Genomic DNA, 26,150 nt, shown 5'->3' with positions numbered 1-26,150 from the left:
CGTCCTGGGGACGAAACCCATACTGGGAGCATGAAACTCAGCCGCGCCGCCTCCTGGTTCCTGCTCGCCTTCGGAGTGTGGAGCTGGGTCATCTGGGCAACCTTCGTCAAGAACCTGTGGCAGGACGCCAGTGGTCTGGCGTTCGATGCGGCGGGCGAACCGACGGCCTACTTCTGGGTCCACCTTCTCCTGGCCGTCACGTCCTTTCTCCTGGGGACGGCCGTTGGTGTGATCGGGTTGCGCAGTGTGCGGGCGCTGCGGCGCGGATCCCGCGAGGACACCCCCGCGTGAGGATCGCGGTCTTCGCGGCCGTGGCCCTGCTGGTCCTGGGCCTCCTGGCGCTGGTCCACCGCTGGCTGTGGATCCGGCTGGTCCGCGACACGACCCGGCCGGGCGGGCCGGCCCGCCGGGCGGGCACCGCTCTCGCCTTCGCCCTGCCGCTGCTCTCCTTGGCCGCCCTGACGGCGGGCCGGGCGGGGGCGCCGTTCCCGCTCCAGCAGGCGGTGTCCTGGCCGGGCTACCTGTGGCTCGCGGTGCTCCTGTACCTGACCCTGGCCCTCCTCGTGACGGAACCGGTCCGCGCCCTCCTCCTGCGGGGCAGCGCCGCGGCGGCCGGACCGGAGCCCCGGGTGCGGGCGGGGGCGGCGGCCGGCGGTGAAGCACCCCCGCAGGGCCGCGACACCGACCCCGACACCGACACCGACACCGGTCCCGGCACCGCACCGGCCACCGCGCCCCCGGCCACCCGGGACACCGCGGCCCCCGCTCCCGGGGACAGCGGGGACAGCGGGGGCGGCGGGGTCACCCGGCGGCGCTTCGTGGCGCGGTCGCTCGGCGGGGCCGCCGCCGCAGCCGCCCTCGGCACCGTCGGCCTCGGCACGTACGGCGTCCTGCGCGGCCCCCGCGTCAAGCACGTCCGCGTCCCCCTCGCCAAACTCCCGCGCGCCGCCCACGGCTACCGGATCGCCGTCGTCAGCGACATCCACCTCGGCCCGGTCCTCGGCCGCGCCCACACCACCCGCATCGTCGAGACGATCAACCGCACGCAGCCCGACCTGATCGCCGTCGTCGGCGACCTCGTGGACGGCAACGTCCACGACCTCCGCTCCGCCGCCGAGCCCCTCAGGTGGCTGCGCGCCCGCCACGGCTCGTACTTCGTCACCGGCAACCACGAGTACTTCTCCGGCGCGCAGCAGTGGATCGACGAGGTGCGGGAACTGGGCCTGACCCCCCTGGAGAACGCCCGCCGGGCCCTGCCCCACTTCGACCTCGCCGGAGTCAACGACATCCAGGGCGAGTCGGAGGGCCACGGCCCCGACTTCGGGGCGGCGCTCGGCGACCGGGACCGCGCCCGCGCCGCCGTCCTCCTCGCACACCAGCCCGTCGTCATCCACGACGCCGTCCGCCACGGCGTGGACCTCCAGCTCTCCGGCCACACCCACGGCGGCCAGCTCTGGCCCGGCAACCACCTCGCCGAGCTCGCCAACCCCACCGTCGCGGGCCTGGAGCGCTACGGGGACACCCAGCTCTACGTCTCCCGCGGCGCCGGCGCCTGGGGCCCCCCGGTCAGGGTCGGGGCGCCGTCCGACATCACCGTCGTCGAACTCGCCTCGTACCAGGCCTGAACCCGAACCCGCCGCCGCGGACCGGGCTCAGGCGGCGGCGAGGCGCCGTTCGAGGCCGTCGAGGATGAGCTCCAGCCCGTAGTCGAACTCCGCGCCGTGGTCGTACCCGGGCGCGAGGACGTGCTCCCTGGTGAACTCGGCCAGGTGCGGGTAGCCGTCCACCGGGAACGCGGCCAGGAACTCCGCGGCGGCCCCGCCCGCGTCCTGCGGGTCGAACGGCAGGGCGGCCTCCGTCAGGGCGAACCCGTAGACGTAGCTGTCCAGCAGCGAGTAGGCGTGCGCCGCGAGCGCGAAGGGGAAGCCGCCGCGCCGCAGGGTGGCGATCACGGCGTCGTGGTGGCGCAGCGTGGCCGGGCCGGGGTGGGCGCGCGACTCCATCACCGCGGTCGCCCACGGGTGGCGGCGCAGCACGGCCCGGGCGGAGTGGGCGCGGTGGTGCAGCGCGGTGCGCCAGTCGGCGTCGGCCGGCGGCAGGTCGATCTCGCCGAAGACGACGTCGACGATGCCGTCGATGATCGCCTCCTTGTTGGACACGTGGTGGTACAGGGACATCGGCTTGACGCCGAGCTCCTCGGCCAGCGACCTGATCGTGAGCGCGGCGATGCCGCCGGTGTCCGCGACGCCGACCGCCGCAGCGAGCACCTTGTCCCGGCTGAGCGGAGCCTGCTTGGCCATGTCTCTTCCATAAGGGGTGGGGAGTTGACTGCTGCCCCGAGGTTACCGTACTAAGTAAGTCGTACTTAGTACGGTAGAGAGGGCGTGCGGGATGGGCGGCATGGAAATGAGCGGCATGGAAGCCATGAGGGCGATCGTCCAGGAGGGCTACGGCTCTCCCGACGTGCTGAGGCCGGCCGAGGTGCCCCGGCCCGTCCCCGCGGCCGGCGAAGTGCTCCTGCGGGTCCGGGCGGCCGGCGTGGACCGGGGCACCTGGCACGCCATGACGGGCAGGCCGTACGCGGTACGGCTGGCCCTGGGGCTGCGCGGGCCGAGGAGCCGGGTGGCCGGGCTGGACGTGGCGGGGACCGTCGTCGCGCTGGGCGAAGGGGTGACCGGCTTCGCGGTCGGCGACGAGGTGTACGGCGTCGCCCGCGGATCCTTCGCCGAGTACGCCACCGCCCGGGCGGACCGGATCGCCCCCAAGCCGGTCCGGCTGGGCTTCGAGGAGGCCGCCGTCGTGGCGGTCTCGGCGTGCACGGCGCTGCGGGGACTGCGCGACGCCGGCCGGTTGCGCCCGGGGCAGCGCGTCCTGGTGGTCGGGGCGTCGGGCGGGGTGGGGACGTATGCGGTGCAGCTGGCCAAGGTCTTCGGAGCCGAGGTGACCGGCGTGTGCAGCGCGGCCAAGGCCGACCTGGTCCGCTCGATCGGCGCCGACCGGGTCATCGACTACGCCCGCGAGGACTTCGCGGCCGAGGGTCGCAGGTGGGACCTGGTGCTGGACATCGGCGGGAGCAGCCCGCTGTCCCGGCTCCGCCGGGCCCTCACACCCCGCGGGACCCTCGTCATCGCGGGCGGCGAGGACGCCGGCGACTGGATCGGGATGGGGCGGCAGTTCGCTGCGCTCGCGCTGTCGCCGTTCGTACGGCAGCGGCTGGCCGTGTTCTTCGCGGCGCCGCGCCGGGCCGACCTCGACACGCTGAACGGGCTGATCGAGGCGGGGGACCTGACCCCGGTCGTGGGCGCCACGTACGGCCTGGACGCGGTGCCCGAGGCGGTACGCCGCCTCGCGGCGGGCCAGGCGCGCGGGAAGACCGCCATCACGATCGCCCCGGCGGAACGGGACGCCTCCTGAGGACAGCCCTGCGGATCAGTCCGGGCCCGGGTTCCGCGGGCTCCTCGGGCCGGCTCTACGTCCCCGTTCACCGGACCGGCTACTCGGCCGGTTCGGTTTCCGGGTCCGAGGCGCGCTTCTTGTTCGCCACGGCGGTCTGCGCCATGCCCGGCAGAAAGTCCGCGAACAGTTCGTGCAGCTCGCGCACCAGCGGCCGCAGCACCCGGAACCGGGCGAGGACGATGCCCCGCGTGGTCAGCTGCGCGCCGCGCTCCGCGAGCTTGCGGGTCTTCTCGCTGCCCGGCGACCGGTCGAAGACCCAGTACAGGACGAGTCCCATGTGCGAGAGCCACATCAGCTCCGGCAGCACGTCGGCCAGTTCGGCCGGCACCTTCGTCTTCGCGCCGGCCAGCACCTCGCGGTGCATGTCGATCGCCGCCCGGCGGGCGGGTTCCGATTCCGTGGAGAAGGGGCTCAGCGGACTCTCCGGGTCCGCCGCGTTCTTGAAGAACTGCGAGGCGAACTCGTGGTACGGCTCGGCGATGTCCAGCCAGCTCGTCAGCACGCCCGCGAGCCGCTTCTGCAGATCGCTCTCGCGTTCCAGGATGGGCCGGACCGCCGCCTGGTGCGCGGCGCCGATCCGGTCGTAGAACCCCTGGACCAGGTGTTCCTTGGACTCGAAGTAGTAGTAGGCGTTGCCGACCGAGACCCCCGCCTCCTTGGCGATGGCCCGCATGGTCGTCTTGTCGAAGCCGCGCTCCTGGAAGAGACGGAGCGCGGTTTCGAGGATGAGCGTGCGGGTCTGCTCGCTCTTGGGAGCCTTCTGATCAGTCACGGTGTACGAGCCTATCGGGGCGCGCAGTGGTCGTCACAGGCCGGTTCCGCCACCTCCGCCTCGTCCGCCGGCCCGCCTTCGGTCCGTACGGCCTGCCGCCACGCGGAGGCGGTGTACATGGCCGCCCGGGCGAAGGGCCGGCCCGCCGGGGTGGCGAGCCAGTTCGCCTTCGGCCGGTGCTCGGCCAGCGCCCACAGGCACACGATGAAGGCGTCGGTGCCGGTCCACACCTGGCCCCTGTCCCCGACGACGGTGATCTCGCGGAGCGTTTCCGCGTGGGCGAGGTGCGGGAACAGCCGGCGGGCCTCGGCGGACGCGGCGGGCACGAGCCGGAGCGGCACCAGCTGCTGCTGCCCCAGCAGCCAGTGCCGGATGTGGACGCAGAGCGGGCAGTCGGCGTCGTAGAGGACGGTCAGGTGCCGGGTGGCCGGCGCGGCCGGTGCCATCGGTCAGGCCCCGGCCGGAGCGGTCCACCCCTGCGGGGCCACCGGCGGCGTCTGCTGGCGCTCCATGATCCCCCGGCGGCGCATCTTGTTCAGCACCCAGACGTTGCCGAGGTGCATGACGCCGAGGACGAGCAGGACCACACCGAGCTTGACCGAGAGCGCCTCGAACAGCCCGCGGGCGTCGAGGATGGCATCGGCCGACCGCAGGTAGAGGGCCACGAAGCCGATGTTGACGAGGTAGAAGCCGACCACCAGGAGGTGGTTCACGGCGTCCGCCAGCTTCTCGTTCCCGTGCAGGACGTCGGCGATGAAGATCCGCCCGTTGCGGCTGAGGGTGCGGGCCACCCAGATGGTGAGCCCGATGCTGATGAGCAGGTAGATGACGTATGCGACGACGGTGAGGTCCATGCCCTCGCCCCCCTTGAACGTGTTCAACTCGTTGGCATGCCTGACTGTAGACCTCTTTTTGAACAGGTTCAAGCGCGGGTGGGAGCGGACGGGTCCACAGCCGTGGATCAGCAGGGCGGCCGCAGCCCGTCGTACGGGCCAGGCGGTCGGGCCGCCGAGACGATCGCCGCCTCGGGGCGCGGCATCGGGGTGCCGTCGGGGAGCAGGAGGGGGCCCGGCTCCAGGACGGTGCCGACCTCGGCGCCGCGGCGGGCGGTGTTCTTGGCCGTGACGCGGGTCAGGGGCGTGGGCGTGAGCGTCTGCTTCTCGCGGACGTACGCGACGAAGCTCTCGAAGTCCCGCTGGTGGCGGTACGGCGCCTGGAAGCCGGAGAGCGCCGGGTAGCCGTCGTTCGCGAGGAACGTGTACGACGGGGCCGCGAGCCGGTAGGTGCGGGCGAGGTCGAGCGGCGCGCCGTCGATGAACACGTCGGCCGGGTTCACGCGGTCGCCGACCCTGCCCAGGGCGGTGAAGGAGTAGCGGACGTTCTTGGAGACGGCCAGGGGCGCGAAGAGCAGCTCCCCGCTCGCCGCGGTCGTCCACTGCTCCTCCAGGGCGTCGTGGATCTGCTGCCCGGTCACCGTCGCGCTGACGATCGGGTCGCCGAAGCCGACGGCCTTCCAGGCGTGGCCGAAGGTGACGGCGCCGGCCGAGGCCCTGTCGCGGACCAGGTCGCCGGCGATGAGGGCCTGCCCCACCCGGGGGGCCGCGGCGACCACGGCGAGCTGGGCCGGGACGTTGGGGTGGATGTTCGCGTCGTTCTCGGGGTCGGTCGGCCGGCTGCCCGCCCACAGGGCCCAGTCGGCCACGAGGTCGCCCATGGTGCTCTCGCCGGCGGTGCTGCGCGTCCGCAGGAACGAGCCGGTCTGCGTGCCGATCCGGGAGGCGTCGCGCGCGGCCGCCTGGCCGGCCCAGTGGTCGACGACCTCCTTGAGGGCCGGATCGGGGGTGACGTCACGGGTGTTGGGATGGTTGGTGGACACGGTCAGCTCGCGGACCACCCTGCCGGTGAGCGGGTCGAGACGGAGGTTGATCTCGTTGACGAGCTGGCCGTAGCAGCCGGCCTCGACGAACGGGCGGGGTACGCCGTTCGGGTCGGGGAGCATCATGTTGAACCGGGTGTGCCAGTGGCCGGTGACGATCGCGTCGATGTCGGGGGAGACCCGCAACGCCAGGTCGAGGGCCGGGCCGGAGGGGTCGGAGCCGCTGTTGAAGTCGGCGCCCGCCACTGCTCCGTCGTGCATGCTGAGCACGATCGCACCGACGCCCTGGGCCTTGAGCAGGGCCGCGTGGGAGTTGGCGGTGGCGATCTCGTCGAGGGTGGCCAGGCCGGGCTGGTAGGAACCGGGGAAGAGCTCGGTACCGAGGGCGGTGAGGTGGATGAAGCCGATCTGCAGTTCCCGGCCGGCGGCAGTGCGGACCGTCTCGATGCTGTACGCGGGCAGGACGGTGCGCCGGTCGGCGCCCCAGACGGTGTTGGCGCTGTAGTAGCGGAAGTCGGAGCCGTGGAAGCGGGCGCCGGAGGAGTCGGTGAAGGAGGCGTCGCGGCCCTCGACGGGGAACGGGACCCCCTGCTCCATGTGGCGTTGCAGCATGGCGGGCGACTTGTCGAACTCGTGGTTCCCGGCGGTCGCGAAGGCGAGCCCCATGAGGTTGAGGGCCTCGATGGTCGGCTCGTCGGCGAAGGCGGCCGCGTCGAACTCCCAGCCCGAGAAGGCGTCTCCGCAGGAGAAGAAGAACGAGTTCGCCCGCCCGGCGCGCAGGCGGGCGAGGTGGGCGGCCATGTAGGCGGCACCGCCGACGGTATAGGTCTGTCCGCCGTTCCCGGTGATGGTGGCGTTGCTGCCGGGGGCGGCCTGGAGGTAGCCGTGCAGGTCGGTGATGTCGAGGAGCTGGACGTCGACGTACTCGTCGGCGGTGGCGGCGTCGCGCGCGTGGTCGGTGGCGTAGGCGGGGACGGCGGTCGCGAAGGTGGCTGCGAGGGTACCCATGGCGGTGAGGAAGTCCCTCCGGCCGAGGTGGGTCCTGGAGTGCGGTGGCCTCGTCACGCAGGCATCGTCCCGCCGGCCGCCCCCGCTGTCGACGCGCCGCTCCGGCCGTCCACCACGGAGGGGCCAACCCCGCGGCCGTCACCGCCGGGGTGACGGGTCCCCGCCCTCCTGCCCTCCGGGGCGGAGACCGGCTACCTGCCCTTCGAGGGCGACCGGACCCCGGCGCTGATCCTCGGCAAGGCGGTGGCGGACGACACGGGGATCACCGACCCGACGATCACCCGGCAGATCCTCAGATGCTGACCGACCGGGCGTAGTTGACCTGGCTCATCACCCAGTGGAAGGTGCCCGGGTCGGTGGCCGGGACCATGGTGGAGTGGTGGCGTCCGCCGCTGGTGACCGTGACCTGGATGTAGCCCGTGGTGGTCCGCTCCTTCATCAGGAGGAAGAGCAGGCCGAGCAGGCAGAACAGGAAGAAGATGATCGCGAGCACCACCGCGTGCGTCGGGATCTTCGTCTCGGTGCGGGAGAAGTCCGTGGCGTTCCACATCGCGCCCCTGAGCGGCATGGCGCCGGACGGGGTGATGATCTGGTCCCCGGCGATGGTGATGTCGCCGAGGGAGAAGCCGCTCGCGCCCGCGCCGCCGCCCATCGCCGGGGCCGGAGCGTAGGCCGGCGGCTGACCCGTCGGCATCGCCGGAGGTGTGGCGGGGGGCATCGCCGGCGGCTGGGCCGGGGCCTGCGGCTGGGCCGGAATGCCCGCGCCGCCCACGGTCGGCTGGTAGCCGGGCGCCGCCGGGTAGGGCTGGGGATAGCCGTAACTGGGGTTGCCGGGGCCCCCGTTGTCGCTCGTGTACGGATTCGGCTGCTGCTCGCTCATGCGGCCGATCTTTCCACAACGGGCGAGGCCCCGGGCCCCCGAGGTGAATTCGGGGGCACGGGGCCTCGTAGGACCGGGCGCGGCGGTCAGAAGCGGCGCGTGATCAGAGCGCGCTTGACTTCCTGGATCGCCTTCGTGACCTCGATGCCACGCGGGCACGCGTCGGTGCAGTTGAAGGTCGTGCGGCAGCGCCACACGCCGTCCTTGTCGTTCAGGATCTCCAGCCGCTGCTCGCCGGCCTCGTCGCGCGAGTCGAAGATGAAGCGGTGCGCGTTGACGATCGCCGCCGGGCCGAAGTACTGGCCGTCGTTCCAGAACACCGGGCACGAGGACGTGCACGCGGCGCACAGGATGCACTTGGTGGTGTCGTCGAAGCGCTCGCGGTCCTCGGCGGACTGCAGGCGCTCACGCGTCGGCTCGTTGCCGGTGGTGACCAGGAACGGCATGACGTCGCGGTAGGCCTGGAAGAAGGGCTCCATGTCGACGACGAGGTCCTTCATCACCGTGAGGCCCTTTATGGCCTCGACGGTGATCGGCTTCTCCGGGTTGATGTCCTTGATCAGCGTCTTGCAGGCGAGCCTGTTCTTGCCGTTGATCCGCATCGCGTCGGAGCCGCAGATGCCGTGCGCGCACGAGCGGCGGAAGGTCAGCGTGCCGTCGAGGTCCCACTTGATCTTGTGGAGACCGTCGAGCACGCGCTCCTTCGGGTCGATCTCGATCTGGAAGTCCTGCCACTGCGCCTCGTCCGAGATCTCGGGGTTGTAGCGGCGGATCCGGAAGGTGACCGTGATGTACGGGGAGGCCGCGGCCGCCTCTTCCATCTTGTCCAGGGTGGGGGTAGCCATCAGTACTTACGCTCCATCGGCTGGTAGCGGGTCGTGACGACCGGCTTGTAGTCGAGCCGGACCGAGTCCGAGCCGTCGGCTCCGACCTCGCGGTACGCCATGGTGTGGCGCATGAAGTTGACGTCGTCGCGGTTCGGGTAGTCCTCGCGGTAGTGACCGCCGCGGGACTCCTTGCGCGCCAGCGCGGACACGGCCATGACCTCGGCCAGGTCGAGCAGGTTGCCCAGCTCGATGGCCTCCAGCAGGTCCGTGTTGAAGCGCTTGCCCTTGTCCTGGACGGACACGTTCTTGTAGCGCTCGCGCAGCTCCGCGATCTTCTCGACCGCGGTCTTGATGGTCTGCTCCGTACGGAAGACCATCACGTTCGCGTCCATCGTCTCCTGGAGCTCCAGGCGCAGGTCGGCGACCCGCTCGTTGCCCGTGGAGTTGCGCAGCCGCTCGACCTGCTCCACGACGAGGGAGGCCGGGTTCTCCGGCAGCTCGACGTAGTCGTTCTCGGCGGCGTACCGGGCCGCCGCGATGCCCGAGCGCTTGCCGAAGACGTTGATGTCCAGCAGCGAGTTGGTGCCCAGGCGGTTGGCGCCGTGCACGGAGACGCAGGCGACCTCGCCGGCCGCGTACAGGCCCGGGACGACGGTGGTGTTGTCCGCCAGGACCTCACCCTCGACGTTCGTCGGGATGCCGCCCATGGCGTAGTGCGCGGTGGGCTGGATCGGGATCGGGTCCGTGTACGGCTCGATGCCCAGGTACGTACGCGCGAACTCGGTGATGTCCGGGAGCTTCGCGTCGAGCTGCTCCGGCGGCAGGTGGGTGAGGTCCAGGTACACGTGGTCGCCGGCCGGACCGCAGCCGCGGCCCTCGCGGATCTCGGTGTAGATGGAGCGCGAGACGACGTCACGGGACGCGAGGTCCTTCATGACCGGCGCGTACTTCTCCATGAAGCGCTCGCCGTCCTTGTTGCGGAGGATGCCGCCCTCACCGCGGGCGCCCTCCGTCAGCAGGATGCCCATGCGCCAGATGCCCGTCGGGTGGAACTGGAAGAACTCCATGTCCTCCAGCGGCAGGCCGCGGCGGTAGCAGGCCGCCTGGCCGTCACCCGTGAGGGTGTGCGCGTTGGAGGTCACCTTGAAGAACTTGCCGGTGCCGCCGGAGGCGTAGATGACGGCCTTGGCCTGGAACACGTGGATCTCGCCCGTGGCGAGCTCGTACGCGACCACACCGGCCGACTTCTTGACGCCGTCCTCCTCGACGATCAGCTGGTCGAGGACGTAGAACTCGTTGAAGAACTCCACGCCCTCCTTGACGCAGTTCTGGTACAGCGTCTGGAGGATCATGTGGCCCGTGCGGTCCGCGGCGTAGCAGGACCGGCGCACCGGGGCCTCGCCGTGGTTGCGCGAGTGGCCGCCGAAGCGGCGCTGGTCGATGGTGCCGTCCGGGGTGCGGTTGAACGGCAGGCCCATCTTCTCCAGGTCGAGGACGGCGTCGATGGCCTCCTTCGCCAGGATCTCGGCGGCGTCCTGGTCGACCAGGTAGTCACCGCCCTTGACCGTGTCGAAGGTGTGCCACTCCCAGTTGTCCTCCTCCACGTTCGCCAGCGCGGCGGCCATGCCGCCCTGCGCGGCGCCCGTGTGGGAGCGGGTGGGGTAGAGCTTCGTCAGCACGGCGGTGCGGCTGCGCTTCGTCGCCTCGATGGCGGCGCGCATGCCCGCGCCGCCGGCGCCGACGATGACGGTGTCGTACTTGTGGATCTTCATTGGTTTGCGCCTCAGCCCCGTTGCCTAGCGGATGTTCGGGTCGAAGGTGAAGATCACCAGCGTGCCCAGAAGGATGGTGAACACCGTGGCGGTGTAAAGCAGGCCCTTCAGCCACAGCCGCGTGCCCGCGCGCTCCGCGTAGTCGTTGATGACGGTACGCAGACCGTTCGCGCCGTGCAGCATGGCCAGCCACAGCATGAGCAGGTCCCAGACCTGCCAGAACGGGGACGCCCAGCGGCCGGCCACGAAGGCGAAGCCGATCTTGGAGACGCCGCCGTCCAGCACCAGCTGGATGAGGAGGTGGCCGATGACCAGGACGACGAGCACGATGCCCGACAGGCGCATGAAGAGCCATGCGGCCATCTCGAAGTTGCCGCGGGTCGAGCGCGGCGTCTTGCCGGTGCGCTTGCGCGGGGCCTCGATGTAGGGCGCCGGGTTGTCGACGTCGTAGAGGGAAGCGCCCTCCACCTCACCGATGGCCTGGGCGGAAGAAGTGTCAGTGGACATGCGCGTCACTTCCCGAACAGCTCAAGGTAGGCGTGGGTGAGGACCGGGATGATGGCGCCGATCATCAGCAGGGCCCAGAGCGCCAGGACGGACCAGAGCATCTGCTTCTGGTACCGCGGGCCCTTGGACCAGAAGTCCACGGCGATGACACGGAGACCGTTGAGCGCGTGGAAGAGGATGGCGGCCACGAGGCCGTACTCCAGCAGCGCGACGATCGGAGTCTTGTAGGTAGCCACCACGTCGTCGTACGCCTCGGGGGAGACGCGGACGAGAGCGGTGTCGAGGACGTGTACGAACAGGAAGAAGAAAATGAGGACGCCGGTGACTCGATGAGCCACCCAGGACCACATTCCTTCCCGGCCGCGGTACAACGTTCCAGCCGGCACGGAAAACCCTCCGGAAGCGGGGCGGGGGCCAGCCGGCTTCGTTGTCGGTCGGGCCCGGCCGGGTACGGTCCTCCGGCCCCGGACATCGTAGCGACGCTTTGTCGGTTCCTTCGCGCGGGGGTCATCGGTGTGATCAAACAGGCACGGACGGGCTATCCCACAGGGCGGAATGGCCCGAATCGGCCGCGGACGCCCCGTCCGGCGAGGTCAGCCAATGTGTCAGGTCGGCGAGCCGCGCCTGTGCCAGACGGCGCAGCTCGTCCGCGGTGATCGCCCGCTCCTCGTCCGCGTCGAGCCCCATCCGCCGCCGGATCGCGGCCAGCAGCTGGGACGCCTGCTCCTCCTGCGGATGCCCGTCCAGGCAGATCACGAAGGCGTGGCCGAACTTGCGCTCGTACTCCGCATGGGCGGCGTCCAGCGCCAGCAGCGCGGCGTACGGGGCCCCGTGGCCCAGCTCCGCCGGGGGCTCCAGGGCCAGTGCCTCGCTCAGGTCCGCCTGCGCCAGGTCGTACGAGGCCTCGTCGGCGGCGGCGCGCAGCGCCCCGGCATCCGGGTAGGGCCGGTGGGCGGCCACGCGCTGGGCCCACCGCCGGCTGGCGCAGCAGTGCAGCAGGACGGCCTCGGCGGCTTCGCGGGTCAGGGCGTTGAACCGCGCCAGGCCCGGGCCGCCCGCGGCGTCCGCGCCGCAGGGGTCGGAGCATCCGCGGGCCTGTGCCGGAAGGTGGCTGGACAGCGGGGGGCTCCTCGGGGCGAGACGCGGGTGTACCGCCACGCTAGCCACGTGGGGACGGGCCTGTCGTACCCATCCGAGGTTTTCACCCGTAAGTGAACCGAAAGGATGACCCGGGCGGGTCGAGGGCGAGCTGAGGCCCCGTCGCCTCGGGTGGCCGGAGGGGCGGGAAGGGGACCCGGGCGGAGCGGCGAGGAGGCGAGCCCCGAAGATGAACGGAGGGGCCGGAGAAGGAGGAAGACGACCGAGGCCGCCACCCCCCACAGGAGAGGCCCCGGTCGTCGTCCGTACGGGCTCGTGCGACAAGCCCGTATCCCTGTCAGCGCCGCGCGTGCGTTTTGTGTCACACCCCGCTTCGCGCACGATTGGTTGCTGCCTGTACAACTCGTGGACGAAGGTACTTGAAAGCCGTAACGTGCTGATTTGCGCCACACATACAGGACACTGAACGGGTTGGGGACTTTGCTGGGGGACGACGCGGAGCTGACCGCCGCGGTGCTCGCGGCACAGGGCGGCGACGAGAACGCGTTCCGTGCTGTGTACCGCGCCGTGCACCCGCGCCTGCTCGGATACGTACGCACGCTCGTCGGGGACGGCGACGCCGAGGACGTCACCTCCGAGGCCTGGCTGCAGATCTCCCGCGACCTCGCCTCCTTCACCGGTGACGCCGACCGCTTCCGCGGCTGGGCCGCCCGGATCGCCCGCAACCGGGCCCTGGACCACATCCGCATGCGCGGGCGCCGTCCGGCCATCGGCGGCGACGAGACGGAGCTCACAGGGCGCGCCGCGGACAGCGACACCGCGGGCGAGGCGATGGAGGCCCTCTCCACCGGCCGGACCATGGCGCTGATCGCGCAGCTGCCCCAGGACCAGGCCGAGGCGGTGGTGCTGCGGGTCGTCGTCGGCCTGGACGCCAAGAGCGCGGCCGAGACCCTGGGCAAGCGGCCGGGTGCCGTACGCACCGCCGCGCACCGCGGCCTGAAGAAACTGGCCGAGCTGCTCGGCGCGGAAGCCGGTTCCGGGACGGGCGTGGACGCCGGAGGGGACGGGGGCTCGGACCCCGCGCGGGCCGTCGGCCATAATGCCGGTGGGCCGGCGCCGGCCGGCGGGGCCGTGCGGGATCTCGACGCCGTTCCCGCACAGCGCGGCCGAGGTGGGGGCCTCGTGGAGAAAACCGGTGTGACGCATTCACGTTGGCGGACGCAGAAGGACATGTGATGGCCGACGAGCGCAACAGGTGGCTGGACAGAGCCGCGGCGGAACGAGTGCTGCGCGGCGGGCCGGTCGCCCCTGTCGCCGATCACCACGCCCGCGAAGTGGAGGCCCGGCTGAGGGACGCCCTCGACTCCTTGAGGGTCCCGCCCGCGAACCCCGGTGAGCAGCTGCCCGGCGAGGCCGCCGCGGTGGCCGCCTTCCGCGCGGCGCGCGGCGGAGCCGCCGCGACCACCGCGGACACGGCCGTCTTCGACGAACCCCTGATCGACCTCGGCACGGTCGCCCCCGCCCCCGTCCCGGTCCGGGCGTTCGGCTCCGGGCGCAGCCGCGCGCTGCGGTTCGGGCTGGCCGCGGCGCTGGCCGGGGTGGCCGTCGGCGGTCTCGCCGCCGCCGCGGGCGCCGGCCTGCTGGACCGGATCACGCACGACAGCGCGGGTCCGGCACCGGCCGTGTCCCTCAGCGCGGACGAGGACCCGCAGCCGAGCGGTGACATCACGGGCCCGACGCCCGGACCGCAGCTGCGGCCCACCCCGCTGCGCGACGGCTTCGCCCCCACCCCGGGCGCGCCCACCACCCCGGGCCCCGACGGGAACCCGTGGACCGGAAGCGGAACGGGCTCCGGCGCCGGGACCGGCACCGGTCCGGGAAGCACCCCGGGCTCCGCCGCGGGCGGCGCCGTCGGCAAGGACAAGTCCTCGGGCGCCACGGACTTGCTCCGTGACACCGACAAGGAGAGCCGCCTGAAGGCGGTGGACCTGTGCGAGGCCTACCGCTCGGGCCACATGACCGCCGACCGCCGCGAGCGGCTCTCGAAGCTGGCCAAGGGGCTGGCGCGCATCCCGCACTACTGCGAGGCGCTGCTCGACGACCCCGCCGCCCCGCGCAGCTCCGGCGACGGCAGCATCGTCCTCAAGGCCCCGCGGGTGGCCTCGCCGACCGCCTCGCCGAGCCCGAGCAGCCCGTCGGGCGGTCTGCGCCTCCCGCGCTGACGTCCGGCGCGTGAGCCACCCGGTCGGGGTTCGCGGCGCTTCGCGCGCGGCGTGCACCCCTCGGCATGAACGGCCTGTAACACTTTTCGAACCTGCGGCGCAGTACACAACGAGCCGACTGGTCATCGGCCGCGCATGAGCCGGGGTTCCCCCCGTACCCCTGGGCTCTGCGCACCCGGCGCGGGCGGGGTTCGTTCCCCCGGCCCTGCCCGCGCCCCTTACTTCTCCGACCTTCCCGCCCGGGCCTCGGGCCTTCGGGGCTCGTGCGCCCCTCCGGCCCGCCGCGACCGGATCACCAGTAGACGACGACCTTGTCGCCGACCTGCACCTGCTCGAACAGCGCCGCCAGCTTGCCCTTGTCCCGGACGTTGACGCAGCCGTGCGAGGCACCCGCGTAACCGCGGGCCGCGAAGTCCGCCGAGTAGTGGACCGCCTGGCCCTGGCTGAAGAACATCGAGTAGGGCATCGGCGTGTGGTAGATCGTCGACGTCCAGTCCTTGGCCTTCCACTCCACCTTGAACTGGCCCTCGCGGGTCGGGGTGTTCTCGGAGCCGAACCGGACGTCCATGGTGGAGATGATCTTGCCGTCGATCATCCAGGCGAGCGTGCGGCTCTCCTTGCTGATGCACATGACGCGGCCCGTCATGCAGCGCGGGTCCGGCGCGTCGACCTCGTTGACGGTCGGCGGGCGCAGCTCTTCGGCGGTGGGCTTCTTGCTCACGCGCTGGATCTTCTTCCAGGTGGCCTCGTCGACCGCACCGGAGGCGGTGAGGCCGTTCTTCGCCTGGAAGGCCTTGACCGCGGCCGTCGTCTTGGAGCCGTAGAAGCCGGTGGGCGCCACCGTCATGTACTTGAGCTGCTTCAGGCGCGCCTGGAGCTCGCGCACCTGCTCGCTCTCGTCGCCGTTCGCCATGATCGCCTTGACCGTCGGGGAGGGCGAGGCGGACGGCGAGGCCGACTGCGAGGCGGACGTGGAGGGGGAGGGGTCGGCGGGCTTGCTGTCCGGCGACGGGGAGGAAGGGGAGGAGCCCGCCGTGGACGCGGACGGGACCGAGGAGGCGGAGCCGGCCGGCTCCGTCTTCTGCGGCCCGCAAGCGGTCGCGGCGAGCGCGACGGCGGTGGCCACCCCGAGCGTGCGGATTATGACTCTCTGGCGGTGCATCGCATTCCCCCGATTTCGGTGTCGTGTCATGTAGGTGATGCCTGGCGGGCGTGGAGAGTTGCGGATGATCGCCGGATGTTGCGCCATTGTGACCAGCTGCCCCGGCCTCCCCAGCGGTGGACGGAGGAGGTTGTATCAGCCCCGGACCCGTTTGCTCCATGGAGGGTTTCGTCACATGGCAGGAACCGAGAGCGGATTTCCCATCGAACCGGTCTACGGGCCGGGCGATCTGACGGGGTGGGACCCGGAGGCCAAACTGGGTGAACCAGGGGCGTATCCATACACGCGGGGGATCTACCCGACGATGTACACCGGCAAGCCGTGGACCATGCGGCAGTACGCCGGGTTCGGGACCGCCGCCGAGTCCAACGCCCGCTACCGCCAGCTCATCGCGGGCGGCGGCACCGGCCTGTCCGTCGCCTTCGACCTGCCGACCCAGATGGGGCACGACTCGGACGCCCCGCTCGCCCATGGCGAGGTCGGCAAGGTCGGCGTCGCGATCGACTCCCTCGACGACATGCGGGTGCTGTTCGACGGGATCCCCCTCGACCGGGTCTCCACCTCGATGACCATCAACGCTCCGGCGGCCCTCCTGCTGCTGCTGTACCAGCTGGTGGCCGAGGAGCAGGGGATCGGCGGCGGGAAGCTGACCGGGACCATCCAAAACGACGTCCTCAAGGAGTACATCGCCCGGGGGACGTACATCTTCCCGCCCGGGCCCTCGCTCCGGCTGACGGCCGACACCTTCGCGTACTGCCGCGCCGCGGTCCCGCGCTGGAACACCATCTCCATCTCCGGCTACCACATGGCCGAGGCCGGGGCCTCGCCCGCACAGGAGATCGCCTTCACCCTCGCCGACGGCATCGCGTACGTCCGTACGGCCCTGGCCGCCGGGATGGCGGTGGACGAATTCGCCCCCCGGCTGTCCTTCTTCTTCGTCGCCCGCACCACCCTGCTGGAGGAGGTCGCCAAGTTCCGGGCCGCCCGGCGGATCTGGGCCCGGGTCATGCGGGAGGAGTTCGGCGCCCGGGACCCGAAGTCGCTGATGCTGCGCTTCCACACGCAGACGGCAGGGGTCCAGCTGACGGCGCAGCAGCCCGAGCTGAACCTCGTACGGGTGGCCGTGCAGGCGCTGGGCGCCGTGCTGGGCGGCACCCAGTCGCTGCACACCAACTCCTTCGACGAGGCGATCGCACTGCCGACGGAGAAGGCGGCCCGGCTGGCGCTGCGCACCCAGCAGGTGCTGGCGTACGAGACGGACGTGCCGCACACCGTGGACCCGTTCGCCGGCTCCTACGCGGTCGAGCGGATGACGGACGAGGTGGAGGAGGCGGCGCTGGCGCTGATGCGGCGCGTCGAGGACATGGGCGGGGCGGTCGCCGCGATCGAGGCCGGCTTCCAGAAGGCGGAGATCGAGCGGAGCGCCTACCGCATCGCGCGGGAGACCGACAGCGGCGAGCGCGTGGTCGTCGGGGTCAACCGCTTCGCCCTGGACCAGGAGGAACGCTACGAGCCGCTGCGCGTGGACCCGTCGATCGAGACCCGCCAGCGCGCGGCCCTGGCCGAGCTGCGCGCCACCCGCGACGCGGCGGCGGTCGCCTCGGCCCTCGCGGCCCTGCAGGAGGCGGCGGCGGGCACGGACAACGTTCTGTACCCGATGAAGCAGGCCCTGAGCGCCCGGGCCACGGTGGGCGAGGTCTGCAATGCCCTCCGTGAGGTATGGGGAGCCTACGAGCCGGCCGCATCCACATGGTGAAATGCAGTGGCGGGACAGGTGCAAGCCCATGGGACACTCCTGCCCATGCTGGGTGTCACCGATCTGCCGACCTACCTCCTCGGGCTCGTCCTGATCATTCTGCTGCCGGGGCCGAACTCGCTCTACGTGCTCTCCGTCGCCGCGCGGCGCGGAGTGCGCACCGGGTACAAGGCCGCCGCCGGGGTGTTCAGCGGGGACGCCGTGCTCATGGCGCTCGCCGCCGGAGGCGCAGGGGCGCTGCTCCAGACCAGCCCCGTGCTGTTCGGCATCGTCAAGCTGCTGGGGGCCGGGTACCTGACCTGGCTCGCCGTGGGGATGATGCGCGGCGCGTGGGCGCTGTGGCGGTCGCGGACCGAGCGGTCCGAGCGGTCCGAAGAGGAGACCGGTCCCGAGGCGGACGCCGGGGAGCTGGAGCGCCCCTACCGGCGGGCGCTGCTCATCAGCCTGTTCAACCCCAAGGCGATCCTGTTCCTGGTCTCCTTCTTCGTGCAGTTCGTCGACCCCGCGTACGCCTACCCGGCGCTGTCCTTCCTCCTGCTGGGCACGCTGCTCCAGCTCGGCAGCTTCCTCTACCTGACCCTGCTGATATTCGGCGGCACCCGCCTGGCCGCGGCCTTCCGCCGCCGCAAGCGGCTGTCCGCCGGGGCGACCTCGGCGGCCGGTGTGCTCTTCCTCGGCTTCGCCGCCAAGCTCGCCACCGGTTGAGCAGTCCGCGCGGCCGCGGGGCCGCCCGCCGCTGCGGCGCTCACCTCGGGCGGGCCGCGCGCAGCCGGCGCACCGCCCGGCGGACGACCGGGTTGTGCGGGAGGAACGACAGCCGGGCCGGGATCCCGCCCGGCAGGCCGAGGGCGGTCAGCCGCCGCCGCTTGAAGTAGCGCCGGGTCCGGTCGTCCAGGTGCCGGGCGAGGTAGGCCTCGGCCTCCGGCCGCCGGGCCGCCAGGACCTGCGGCTGCATGGTGAAGCCGACGGCCGTGAGGAGTCCCGTCAGCTCGGCCGCGACCCGGTCGGGGCCGGGCGGGCTCCCCGCGCGACCGCTTCGGCGTCCGCGAGCGGCGGCAGCAGCGCGTCCACCACGGTCAGCGGGATCCGGTTGCTGTTCTGGTAGGGGGCGAGGCGGGCCAGTACGGCCTCGGTCCCGGTACGGGCGACCGACAGCCCGTACAGGGGGGCGGCGGCGCACCGCCGGGAATCCCCGGAGACACTGCGCGCGCTGAGCGTGGCGAGCGGGCTGGAGATCGTACGGCCGGACCTGCCGCTGGAGCTGATCGCCCGGCGCGGACCCGTCGGCCGGACGATCGTCAGCTTCCCGTCCACGGTCGTCCACACCCTGCCGTACGCCCTGACCGGAACCGGTGTGACCGTCGCCGTATGCGATGTGGACCCGGCCTGGCTCACCGGCTCCGCCTCGCCGCGCGCCCGCACGTTCCTCGCCGGGGTCACGGCGAGCGCCCGTGATGTGCGCAGACTCCCTGCCCGGACGGCCTCTGCGGCCGGATGAGCGCACGAGTTTACCCTCCGGCGCATCCGGTCATGCGTCCAGAGGTCTGGTTTTTTTCCCCTAACGGCATGAACTTTTGGTGATCTCCAGCCATTTGGGCCATCCGTGCGCCTACCCTTCAACGGGTGAACCAGTTGATGTCCCGCGAGTCCCAGACCGCCCTGCCCGGCACGCCCGACCGGCCCGAGCTGCCCGGCAAGCTTCCGGACCACCTGCGTGCCGAACTGATCGCCTTCCGCCGGGACTTGCACATGCATCCCGAGCTAGGACACCAGGAGTTCCGCACCACGGCGGCGATCAAGGCCCGGCTGGAGCAAGCCGGCCTGCGCCCGCAGGTGCTGAAATCCGGAACCGGGCTGATCTGTGACGTGGGCACCTGGGACGGGGGCCGGCCGATGCTGGCCCTGCGCGCGGACATCGACGCCCTGCCCATTCCGGACGCCAAGACCCACGTGGCGTACCGCTCCACCTTCCCGGACCGCGCCCACGCCTGCGGCCACGACGTGCACACCGCCGTCGTCCTCGGCGCCGGCCTCGTCCTCGCCGAGCTCGACCGGCAGGGCCTGCTGCCCCGGCCCGTGCGGCTGCTCTTCCAGCCCGCCGAGGAGGTCCTGCCCGGCGGAGCCACCGACGCCATCGAGTCCGGGGTGCTGGACGGCGTGGGCAAGATCGTGGCGGTGCACTGCGACCCGCGGGTCGACGCGGGGCGGATCGGCCTGCGGCCCGGCCCCATCACCTCGGCGTGCGACCGCCTGGAGGTCACCCTGGAGGGCCCCGGCGGCCACACCGCCCGGCCGCACCTGACCACCGACCTGGTCACGGCCGCCGCCCGGGTCGCCGTCGACCTGCCCGCCGTCCTGTCGCGCCGGATGGACGCCCGCTCCGGCATGTCGGTCACCTGGGGCCGGATCGAGTCGGGGCACGCCTGCAACGTGATCCCGATGCGCGCGGAGCTGTCCGGAACCATCCGGTGCCTGGACCTGAACGCCTGGCACGAGGCCCCCGACCAGATCCACGCGGCCATCGACGAGATCGCCTCCGTGCACCGGGCCAAGTCGGAGATCACCTACGTGCGCGGGGTGCCCCCCGTGGTCAACGATCCGATGGTCGCCGAACTGCTGCGGGAGGCCATGGCCTCCCGGCTCGGCCCGGAGTCCGTCGAGGACACCGAGCAGAGCCTGGGCGGCGAGGACTTCTCCTGGTACCTGGAGCACGTCCCGGGGGCCATGGCCCGGCTGGGGGTCCGCACTCCCGGCGACAGCGCCAAGCGGGACCTGCACCGGGGTGACTTCGACGTCGACGAGTCGGCCATCGCCGTCGGCGTGGAGTTCTTCACGGCCGCCGCCCTGCTCGACGGGCGCCGTACGAGGCCGATCGGGTAGTACTCCGTACAACATCTGAGCGGCGCCTGTCGCAGCTGTCCAGCCCTTGGTGCACAAGGGCTGGACGCATGAGGAGTTACTGATCGGTCACTGTCCGGTTCGCGACGATCCGATAACGACTCATGAACGGGCCTTTAACTGACATCTACGCGCGTTACGATCGCCGCGAAACCAGCGCCGGTCGTGGCGCTTCGGTCAGGTTTTGAAGGAGCCTCCCCTTGCGCCGGATCACCAGGATCGCCACCGTGGGCATCGCGTCCGCGGCGCTGGCCCTCTCGGCCACCGCCTGTGGCGGAAAGAAGTCTTCGGACACCGGATCTTCGTCCTCCGCCACGAAGGAATCCACCACCGCCATCGCGTACGACATCGGCGGCCGCGGCGACCAGTCGTTCAACGACGCCGCCTTCGCCGGCCTGGAGAAGGCCGAGAAGGAGCTGGGCGTCAAGGGCAGCGAGGCCGAGCCCACCGAGGGCGAGGGCGAGGCCGACAAGGTCCAGCGCCTCACCGAGCTGGCCCGCAAGGGTTCGAACCCGGTCATCGGCGTCGGCTTCTCCTACGCCCCGGCCATCAAGAAGGTCGCCCCGAAGTTCCCGAACACCACGTTCGGCATCATCGACGACACCTCGGTCACCGGCGCGAACATCGCGAACCTGGTCTTCAACGAGGAGCAGGGCTCCTACCTGGCCGGCGTCGCCGCCGCCAAGGCGTCCAAGACCGGCACGGTCGGCTTCATCGGCGGTGTCGAGGTCCCGCTGATCAAGAAGTTCGAAGCCGGCTACACCCAGGGCGTCAAGGACACCAACCCGAACGCCAAGGTGCTGTCCGCCTACCTGACCCAGCCGCCGGACTTCGGTGGCTTCTCCAAGCCCGACCTCGGCAAGGCCGCCGCGCAGGGCCAGCTCGACGCGGGCGCCGACGTGGTCTACGCCGCCGCCGGTCTGGCCGGTTCCGGTGCCATCGAGGCCACCGCCGGCAAGGGCAAGTGGGCCATCGGCGTCGACTCCGACCAGTACAACCAGGCCGGTCTGTCGAAGTACAAGGAGCACATCCTGACCTCGGTCACCAAGGACGTCTCCGCGGCCGTCTTCGACCTGATCAAGTCCGTCAAGGACGGCAAGCCGGAGAGCGGTGAGATCCGCTACGGCCTGGACAAGAACGGTGTCGGCCTGGCCGACTCCAACCCCGAGTACAAGACGATGGCCGACGTCATCGCCGCGGTCGAGAAGGCGAAGGCCGACATCATCGCCAAGAAGATCACCGTCAAGACCGCGCCGTAAGGCAGTTCCTGACATGCAGTAGTGGTCTCCGGGGTCCGGGAAGCGGTCTCTGCCGCTCCCGGGCCCCGAGCCGTGTTCTACGGTGTTCCTTGTGGCCCGTTGGCTGCAAGTTTTCACTTCTGACAGTGCTACGCGCGTAGAGGCATCGTGGACGCGATACCTTCTCCAACCGCCCTGTCCTCCCCTGCCTTCCGGCTTTCCAGCTCCTTCCGCGCCAAGGAGAGTGCGTCATCAACGCGTCCAGCCCGCCCCCCGCAGTCGAACTGCACGGCATCACCAAGCGCTTCCCCGGCGTCGTCGCCAACAAGGACATCGCGATCACCGTCCGCAAGGGCACGGTCCACGCCCTTGTCGGTGAGAACGGCGCCGGCAAGTCGACCCTGATGAAGATCCTCTACGGCATGCAGAAGCCGGACGAGGGCACCATCGCCATCGACGGGGAGCAGGTCTCCTTCAGCAGCCCCGGCGACGCCATCGCCCGCGGCATCGGCATGGTCCACCAGCACTTCATGCTCGCCGACAACCTCACCGTCCTGGAGAACGTCGTCCTCGGCGGCGAGAAGCTGTACGGCATCGGTGCCAAGGCCCGCAAGAAGATCAAGGAGATCTCGGACGCGTACGGCCTCGGCGTGCGCCCCGACGCCTTGGTCGAGGACCTGGGCGTGGCCGACCGGCAGCGCGTGGAGATCCTCAAGGTCCTCTACCGCGGAGCCAAGATCCTCATCCTCGACGAGCCGACCGCCGTGCTCGTGCCGCAGGAGGTGGACGCGCTCTTCGACAACCTGCGCGAGCTCAAGGCCGAAGGCCTGACCGTCATCTTCATCTCGCACAAGCTGGGCGAGGTGCTGAAGGTCGCCGACGACATCACCGTCATCCGCCGCGGCACCACGGTCGGCACCGCCGATCCGCGCACCACGACCACCAAGCAGCTCGCCGAGTTGATGGTCGGCTCCGAACTGCCCTCCCCCGAGACCCGCGAGTCCACGGTCACCAGCACGCCGATGCTCCGCGTCGAGGACCTGCGGCTGGCCGCCACCGACCCGGAAGGCATCGTCCGCGAGGTACTGGCCGGCATCGACTTCACCATCCACAAGGGTGAGGTGCTGGGCATCGCCGGTGTCGAGGGCAACGGCCAGACCGAGCTCATCGAGGCACTGATGGGCATGAGCATCCCGGACGGCGGCACCATCACGCTGGACGGCACGGACATCTCCACCCTGGCGACGCGCAAGCGCCGCGAGGGCGGCATCGGCTACATCCCCGAGGACCGCCACCGGCACGGCCTGCTGCTGGAGTCCCCGCTGTGGGAGAACCGCATCCTGGGCCACGTCACCGAGCAGCCCAACTCCAAGCGCGGCATCATCGACCCGAAGGCCGCCCGCAAGGACACCGAGCGGATCGTGCGCGAATACGACGTCCGCACGCCCGGTATCGAGGTCACCGCGGCCTCCCTCTCCGGCGGCAACCAGCAGAAGCTGATCGTCGGCCGCGAGATGAGCCACAATCCCAAGTTCCTCATCGCCGCCCACCCCACGCGCGGTGTGGACGTCGGTGCGCAGGCGCAGATCTGGGACGCGATCCGCGAGGCCCGCCGCGAGGGCCTGGCCGTCCTGCTCATCTCCGCGGACCTGGACGAGCTGATCGGCCTGTCCGACACCCTGCGCGTCATCTACCGCGGCCGCCTGGTCGCGGACGCCGACCCCGCGACCGTCACCCCCGAGGAGCTCGGCACCGCCATGACGGGCGCCGCCTCCGGGCACCTGGAAGCCCCCGACAACCGCTCCGCCGCCGGTACCGACGCTGGTACCGACTCCCCGGAGGACGAGGCCCGATGAAGAAATTCGACAAGGACCGGCTGCTCCTCGGCTTCGCCGGGCCCGCACTCGCTCTGGTCACCGCCTTCCTGCTGACCATGGTCGTGCTGGCCGCGACGGGCGTGGACCCGATCGAGCCGCTGCGCCTGATGGTGGAGAACGCCGGCTACGAGGACGTGCAGGTCCTCATCGTGAACCAGGCCGGCACGTATTACCTGGCGGCCTTGGCCGTGGCCATCGGCTTCCGCATGAACCTCTTCAACATCGGCGTCGACGGGCAGTACCGCCTGGCGGCGATGCTGTCCGCCGTCGTCGGCGCGGCCGTCACGCTGCCCGGCCCGCTGCAGATCCTGCTGATCGTGGTCGTCGCGATGTGCGTCGGCGCCTTCTGGTCCGGTATCGCCGGCATCCTCAAGGCCCGCCGCGGTGTGAGCGAGGTCGTCTCCACGATCATGCTCAACGCGATCGCGACCAGCCTGATCGCCTGGCTGATCCTGCCGAAGAACCTCGGTGTCCAGCCGGCCGGCTCCAACGACCTGACCACCGGCGACATCCCGGAGGCCGGCTGGTTCCCGGCCGTCTCGCTCGGTGACGGCCTGGAGATCTACGGCTTCACCTTCATCGCCTTCGCCCTCGGCATCGTCTACTGGTTCGTGCTCAACCGCACCCGCTTCGGCTTCGACCTGCGTGCCACCGGCGCCAGCGAGTCCGCCGCCCAGGCCTCAGGTGTGGACGCCAAGAAGATGATCATCACCTCGATGCTCATCTCCGGTGCCGTCGCCGGCCTCGCCGGCATGCCGGTGCTGCTGGGCGAGAGCCACACGTACAGCCTGTCCTTCCCGGTCGGCGTCGGCTTCACCGGCATCACCATCGCGCTGCTCGGGCGCAACAGCCCGATCGGCATCCTCTTCGCCGCGTTCCTGATGGCCTTCATCGACAAGGCCTCGGCCTCGCTCGACACGGCCGGCTACGCGAAGGAGATCGGCACGATCATGAAGGGCCTGATCGTGATCGCGGTCGTCGTCTCGTACGAGCTCGTACGCCGCTACGGCATCCGCCGCCAGCAGCAGAAGGTCGGCGAGGAGCTGGCCGCAGGCCACGCCATCAAGACCGAGAAGGAGGTCGCGGCGTGAGCACCAGCACCGTCTCCGCGACGAGTGCCGCCCCGAAGAAGTCGGGCGGCCGCAAGAAGCTCACCCTGCCCTGGATCCTGCTGATCATCGCGGGCGGCCTCGCGCTGATCTCGCTGGTCCGCCTGATCAGCGGCGCCAACGACCTGACCTCCGTCGGCCAGGTCTCCGGCGCACTTCAGCTCGCCGTCCCGATCGGCCTCGCCGGCCTCGGCGGTCTGTGGGCCGAGCGTGCGGGCGTGGTCAACATCGGCCTTGAGGGCATGATGATCCTCGGCACCTGGTTCGGTGCCTGGGCCGGCTACCAGTGGGGCCCGTGGACCGGTGTCGCGATGGGCATCGCCGGCGGCGCCATCGGCGGCCTGCTGCACGCGATCATCACCGTCACGTTCAACGTCAACCACATCGTCTCCGGTGTGGCCGTGAACATCCTGGCGCTGGGCTTCACCCAGTACCTGTCGAACTTCACCTTCGCCGAGGCGCCCGGCGGCTCCTCCAAGCAGTCGCCGCGCATCGAGCCGATCTACAAGATCACCATCCCTGGGCTGTCGGACTGGATGTCCGACCTCCAGGCCAAGCACTGGTTCTTCGTCTCCGACCTCGCCGGCGTCATCGGCGGCCTGGTCACCGAGCTGTCCCTGCTGACCGTCGTCGCGCTGCTGCTCATCCCGGGCACCTGGTGGGTGCTGTGGCGGACCACCTTCGGCCTGCGCCTGCGCTCCTGCGGGGAGAACCCGATCGCCGCGGAGTCGCTGGGCGTCAACGTCTACAAGTACAAGTACATCGCCGTGATCGTCTCGGGCGCCCTGGCGGGCCTCGGCGGCGTCTTCCTCTCCGAGGTCGCCAGTCCGATCTACCAGGAGGGCCAGACCGGAGGCCGCGGCTACATCGGTCTCGCCGCGATGATCTTCGGTAACTGGATGCCGGGCGGCATGGCCCTGGGCGCCGGCCTCTTCGGCTTCACCGACAGCCTCAAGCTGCGCGGTGGCGCCCAGAACGTCCACGCGATGCTGCTGCTCCTCGCGATCCTCCTCGTACTGGTCGTCGCCTGGCAGCTGTACAAGAAGAAGTACCTCCAGGCCGGCATCTCGGCGGCTTGCTCGGCCGGCCTGTTCCTCTGGTACGCGCTGACGGATGCCGTGCCCAGCCAGTTCGTGGACGCGGCCCCGTACCTGACGACGCTGCTCGTGCTCGCCCTGTCGGCGCAGCGGCTGCGGATGCCCAAGGCCGACGGTCTGCCCTACCGCAAGGGCCAGGGCAAGTGACCAGCGTGGACTGGGAGGCCCTGCGGGCCGCCGCCCGGGAGGCCATGTCCCGGGCGTACGCTCCGTACTCGGGCTTCCCGGTCGGTGTCGCCGCCCTCGTGGACGACGGCCGCACCGTGGTCGGCTGCAACGTCGAGAACGCGAGTTACGGGCTCGGCCTGTGCGCCGAGTGCGGACTGGTCTCCGCCCTCCAGGCCACCGGCGGCGGCCGCCTGACGCACTTCACGTGCGTGGACGGCAAGGGGGAGATCCTCGTCCCGTGCGGGCGCTGCCGCCAGCTGCTCTTCGAGTTCGGCGGCCCCGAACTCCAGGTGGAGACGCCGGAGGGCGTCATGCCGCTCTCGGCGATGCTGCCGCAGGCCTTCGGGCCGGACCACCTGAGATAGCCGTGTCGACGGCCCTTCGCCCCGCGGGGCGGAGGGCCGTCGCCCTTCCGTCTTTCCCCTCA

26 protein-coding genes and 2 pseudogenes are annotated in these 26,150 nt (G+C 71.2%); 15 read left to right on the top strand and 13 right to left on the bottom strand.

Features of this window, described 5'->3' with window-relative positions; translation table 11 throughout:
* The first annotated feature begins 30 nt into the window (after positions 1-30).
* Positions 31-291, top strand: a complete 261-nt coding sequence (locus AC0666_RS03055; protein WP_361712180.1) for an SCO4848 family membrane protein — start codon at positions 31-33, stop codon at positions 289-291.
* Positions 288-1,625 carry a metallophosphoesterase gene (locus AC0666_RS03050; protein WP_478706962.1) on the top strand — a complete coding sequence of 446 codons (1,338 nt, stop codon included), beginning with the start codon at positions 288-290 and terminating at the stop codon, positions 1,623-1,625. The genes AC0666_RS03055 and AC0666_RS03050 overlap by 4 nt, the downstream gene beginning before the upstream one ends.
* A gap of 27 nt (positions 1,626-1,652) precedes the next feature.
* On the opposite strand, the gene AC0666_RS03045 is transcribed toward AC0666_RS03050, so the two are convergent.
* Entirely contained in the window at positions 1,653-2,300 is a 648-nt protein-coding gene (locus AC0666_RS03045) for a TetR/AcrR family transcriptional regulator (protein ID WP_468962972.1), read from the bottom strand.
* Positions 2,301-2,415: 115 nt separating this feature from the next.
* On the opposite strand from AC0666_RS03045, the gene AC0666_RS03040 reads away from it, so the two are divergent.
* The gene (locus tag AC0666_RS03040; protein ID WP_478706961.1) at positions 2,416-3,414 is read left to right on the top strand and encodes an NAD(P)-dependent alcohol dehydrogenase; all 999 of its coding nucleotides are present in this window, start codon (positions 2,416-2,418) and stop codon (positions 3,412-3,414) included.
* 79 nt (positions 3,415-3,493) lie between these two features.
* Here AC0666_RS03040 and AC0666_RS03035 read toward each other — a convergent pair whose 3' ends face one another.
* The 4 genes from AC0666_RS03035 to AC0666_RS03020 all read right to left on the bottom strand — a co-directional run bounded on the left by AC0666_RS03035 (position 3,494) and on the right by AC0666_RS03020 (position 7,112).
* Positions 3,494-4,228: a TetR/AcrR family transcriptional regulator gene (locus AC0666_RS03035; protein WP_468582495.1), complete on the bottom strand. Its 735-nt coding sequence runs from the start codon at positions 4,226-4,228 to the stop codon at positions 3,494-3,496.
* Between the two features lie 11 nt (positions 4,229-4,239).
* Positions 4,240-4,674 (bottom strand): thiol-disulfide oxidoreductase DCC family protein, encoded by a 435-nt coding sequence (locus AC0666_RS03030; RefSeq protein ID WP_468582493.1) that lies wholly within the window; start codon positions 4,672-4,674, stop codon positions 4,240-4,242.
* Positions 4,675-4,677: 3 nt separating this feature from the next.
* A complete protein-coding gene (locus AC0666_RS03025) occupies positions 4,678-5,082 on the bottom strand; it encodes a hypothetical protein (RefSeq protein WP_361712174.1) in 405 nt (134 codons plus the stop codon).
* Between the two features lie 107 nt (positions 5,083-5,189).
* Entirely contained in the window at positions 5,190-7,112 is a 1,923-nt protein-coding gene (locus tag AC0666_RS03020; RefSeq protein WP_468962977.1) for a bifunctional metallophosphatase/5'-nucleotidase, read from the bottom strand.
* Positions 7,113-7,280: 168 nt separating this feature from the next.
* On the opposite strand from AC0666_RS03020, the gene AC0666_RS03015 reads away from it, so the two are divergent.
* Positions 7,281-7,415 (top strand): DUF7737 domain-containing protein, encoded by a 135-nt coding sequence (locus tag AC0666_RS03015; protein WP_478706998.1) that lies wholly within the window; start codon positions 7,281-7,283, stop codon positions 7,413-7,415.
* Here the strand turns inward: AC0666_RS03015 and AC0666_RS03010 are convergent.
* From AC0666_RS03010 to AC0666_RS02985, 6 genes are all read right to left on the bottom strand, one after another.
* Complete coding sequence (locus AC0666_RS03010) at positions 7,405-7,992, bottom strand: hypothetical protein (RefSeq protein ID WP_478706960.1); 588 nt, start codon at positions 7,990-7,992, stop codon at positions 7,405-7,407. The genes AC0666_RS03015 and AC0666_RS03010 overlap by 11 nt on opposite strands.
* An 86-nt stretch (positions 7,993-8,078) precedes the next feature.
* Positions 8,079-8,837 (bottom strand): succinate dehydrogenase iron-sulfur subunit, encoded by a 759-nt coding sequence (locus AC0666_RS03005; protein WP_361712171.1) that lies wholly within the window; start codon positions 8,835-8,837, stop codon positions 8,079-8,081.
* On the bottom strand, positions 8,837-10,591 hold the full coding sequence (gene sdhA / locus AC0666_RS03000; protein WP_468582487.1) for a succinate dehydrogenase flavoprotein subunit: 1,755 nt from the start codon (positions 10,589-10,591) through the stop codon (positions 8,837-8,839). Before sdhA ends, AC0666_RS03005 begins: the two co-directional genes overlap by 1 nt.
* Before the next feature lie 24 nt (positions 10,592-10,615).
* Positions 10,616-11,098 carry a succinate dehydrogenase hydrophobic membrane anchor subunit gene (locus AC0666_RS02995; RefSeq protein ID WP_356845141.1) on the bottom strand — a complete coding sequence of 161 codons (483 nt, stop codon included), beginning with the start codon at positions 11,096-11,098 and terminating at the stop codon, positions 10,616-10,618.
* A 5-nt stretch (positions 11,099-11,103) separates the two neighbouring features.
* Positions 11,104-11,484: a succinate dehydrogenase, cytochrome b556 subunit gene (gene sdhC, locus AC0666_RS02990; protein ID WP_468962982.1), complete on the bottom strand. Its 381-nt coding sequence runs from the start codon at positions 11,482-11,484 to the stop codon at positions 11,104-11,106.
* A 133-nt stretch (positions 11,485-11,617) separates the two neighbouring features.
* A complete protein-coding gene (locus tag AC0666_RS02985) occupies positions 11,618-12,256 on the bottom strand; it encodes a 2-oxo-4-hydroxy-4-carboxy-5-ureidoimidazoline decarboxylase (protein ID WP_468582484.1) in 639 nt (212 codons plus the stop codon).
* Positions 12,257-12,676: 420 nt separating this feature from the next.
* On the opposite strand from AC0666_RS02985, the gene AC0666_RS02980 reads away from it, so the two are divergent.
* Both AC0666_RS02980 and AC0666_RS02975 read left to right on the top strand, forming a co-directional pair.
* Complete coding sequence (locus tag AC0666_RS02980; RefSeq protein ID WP_468582652.1) at positions 12,677-13,432, top strand: RNA polymerase sigma factor; 756 nt, start codon at positions 12,677-12,679, stop codon at positions 13,430-13,432.
* Positions 13,432-14,418 (top strand): hypothetical protein, encoded by a 987-nt coding sequence (locus tag AC0666_RS02975; protein WP_478706959.1) that lies wholly within the window; start codon positions 13,432-13,434, stop codon positions 14,416-14,418. The genes AC0666_RS02980 and AC0666_RS02975 overlap by 1 nt, the downstream gene beginning before the upstream one ends.
* A 292-nt stretch (positions 14,419-14,710) precedes the next feature.
* Here AC0666_RS02975 and AC0666_RS02970 read toward each other — a convergent pair whose 3' ends face one another.
* Positions 14,711-15,544, bottom strand: coding sequence for a L,D-transpeptidase family protein (locus tag AC0666_RS02970; protein ID WP_478706958.1), 834 nt, complete (start codon positions 15,542-15,544; stop codon positions 14,711-14,713).
* Positions 15,545-15,755: 211 nt separating this feature from the next.
* Between AC0666_RS02970 and AC0666_RS02965 the strand changes: the two genes are divergently transcribed.
* On the top strand, positions 15,756-17,336 hold the full coding sequence (locus tag AC0666_RS02965; RefSeq protein ID WP_468962986.1) for an acyl-CoA mutase large subunit family protein: 1,581 nt from the start codon (positions 15,756-15,758) through the stop codon (positions 17,334-17,336).
* Between the two features lie 45 nt (positions 17,337-17,381).
* On the top strand, positions 17,382-18,041 hold the full coding sequence (leuE, locus tag AC0666_RS02960; protein ID WP_468582477.1) for a leucine efflux protein LeuE: 660 nt from the start codon (positions 17,382-17,384) through the stop codon (positions 18,039-18,041).
* A 40-nt stretch (positions 18,042-18,081) separates the two neighbouring features.
* Here the strand turns inward: leuE and AC0666_RS02955 are convergent.
* Positions 18,082-18,509, bottom strand: a pseudogene (locus AC0666_RS02955) (hypothetical protein); the annotation flags it as partial.
* Between the two features lies 1 nt (position 18,510).
* Here AC0666_RS02955 and AC0666_RS02950 point away from each other — a divergent pair.
* From AC0666_RS02950 to AC0666_RS02920, 7 genes and pseudogenes are all read left to right on the top strand, one after another.
* Positions 18,511-18,834: pseudogene (locus tag AC0666_RS02950) on the top strand (hypothetical protein); the annotation flags it as partial.
* Between the two features lie 137 nt (positions 18,835-18,971).
* A complete protein-coding gene (locus tag AC0666_RS02945) occupies positions 18,972-20,216 on the top strand; it encodes an amidohydrolase (RefSeq protein ID WP_468963505.1) in 1,245 nt (414 codons plus the stop codon).
* A 218-nt stretch (positions 20,217-20,434) separates the two neighbouring features.
* Entirely contained in the window at positions 20,435-21,493 is a 1,059-nt protein-coding gene (locus tag AC0666_RS02940) for a BMP family lipoprotein (RefSeq protein ID WP_468962988.1), read from the top strand.
* A 230-nt stretch (positions 21,494-21,723) separates the two neighbouring features.
* A complete protein-coding gene (locus tag AC0666_RS02935) occupies positions 21,724-23,328 on the top strand; it encodes an ABC transporter ATP-binding protein (protein WP_361712269.1) in 1,605 nt (534 codons plus the stop codon).
* A complete protein-coding gene (locus AC0666_RS02930) occupies positions 23,325-24,440 on the top strand; it encodes an ABC transporter permease (protein WP_468582472.1) in 1,116 nt (371 codons plus the stop codon). Before AC0666_RS02935 ends, AC0666_RS02930 begins: the two co-directional genes overlap by 4 nt.
* Entirely contained in the window at positions 24,437-25,702 is a 1,266-nt protein-coding gene (locus tag AC0666_RS02925; protein WP_361712161.1) for an ABC transporter permease, read from the top strand. The genes AC0666_RS02930 and AC0666_RS02925 overlap by 4 nt, the downstream gene beginning before the upstream one ends.
* Entirely contained in the window at positions 25,699-26,088 is a 390-nt protein-coding gene (locus AC0666_RS02920) for a cytidine deaminase (protein WP_361712160.1), read from the top strand. Before AC0666_RS02925 ends, AC0666_RS02920 begins: the two co-directional genes overlap by 4 nt.
* The last annotated feature ends 62 nt before the right edge of the window (positions 26,089-26,150 follow it).

It is taken from the genome of Streptomyces sp. NPDC043680 (assembly GCF_056436685.1).
The sequence above is the reverse complement of the archived record's forward strand: the minus strand, read 5'-3'. Positions and strand labels throughout refer to the sequence as shown.

Bases quoted from the DNA above. Each gene is read 5' to 3' on its own strand.
- AC0666_RS03055 (WP_361712180.1), top strand. From the start codon at position 31: ATGAAACTCAGCCGCGCCGCCTCCTGGTTCCTGCTCGCCTTCGGAGTG.
- AC0666_RS03045 (WP_468962972.1), bottom strand. From the start codon at position 2,300: ATGGCCAAGCAGGCTCCGCTCAGCCGGGACAAGGTGCTCGCTGCGGCG.
- AC0666_RS03040 (WP_478706961.1), top strand. From the start codon at position 2,416: ATGGAAGCCATGAGGGCGATCGTCCAGGAGGGCTACGGCTCTCCCGAC.
- AC0666_RS03030 (WP_468582493.1), bottom strand. From the start codon at position 4,674: ATGGCACCGGCCGCGCCGGCCACCCGGCACCTGACCGTCCTCTACGAC.
- AC0666_RS03025 (WP_361712174.1), bottom strand. From the start codon at position 5,082: ATGGACCTCACCGTCGTCGCATACGTCATCTACCTGCTCATCAGCATC.
- AC0666_RS03020 (WP_468962977.1), bottom strand. From the start codon at position 7,112: ATGGGTACCCTCGCAGCCACCTTCGCGACCGCCGTCCCCGCCTACGCC.
- AC0666_RS03010 (WP_478706960.1), bottom strand. From the start codon at position 7,992: ATGAGCGAGCAGCAGCCGAATCCGTACACGAGCGACAACGGGGGCCCC.
- AC0666_RS03005 (WP_361712171.1), bottom strand. From the start codon at position 8,837: ATGGCTACCCCCACCCTGGACAAGATGGAAGAGGCGGCCGCGGCCTCC.
- sdhA (WP_468582487.1), bottom strand. From the start codon at position 10,591: ATGAAGATCCACAAGTACGACACCGTCATCGTCGGCGCCGGCGGCGCG.
- AC0666_RS02995 (WP_356845141.1), bottom strand. From the start codon at position 11,098: ATGTCCACTGACACTTCTTCCGCCCAGGCCATCGGTGAGGTGGAGGGC.
- AC0666_RS02975 (WP_478706959.1), top strand. From the start codon at position 13,432: ATGGCCGACGAGCGCAACAGGTGGCTGGACAGAGCCGCGGCGGAACGA.
- AC0666_RS02965 (WP_468962986.1), top strand. From the start codon at position 15,756: ATGGCAGGAACCGAGAGCGGATTTCCCATCGAACCGGTCTACGGGCCG.
- leuE (WP_468582477.1), top strand. From the start codon at position 17,382: ATGCTGGGTGTCACCGATCTGCCGACCTACCTCCTCGGGCTCGTCCTG.
- AC0666_RS02945 (WP_468963505.1), top strand. From the start codon at position 18,972: ATGTCCCGCGAGTCCCAGACCGCCCTGCCCGGCACGCCCGACCGGCCC.
- AC0666_RS02930 (WP_468582472.1), top strand. From the start codon at position 23,325: ATGAAGAAATTCGACAAGGACCGGCTGCTCCTCGGCTTCGCCGGGCCC.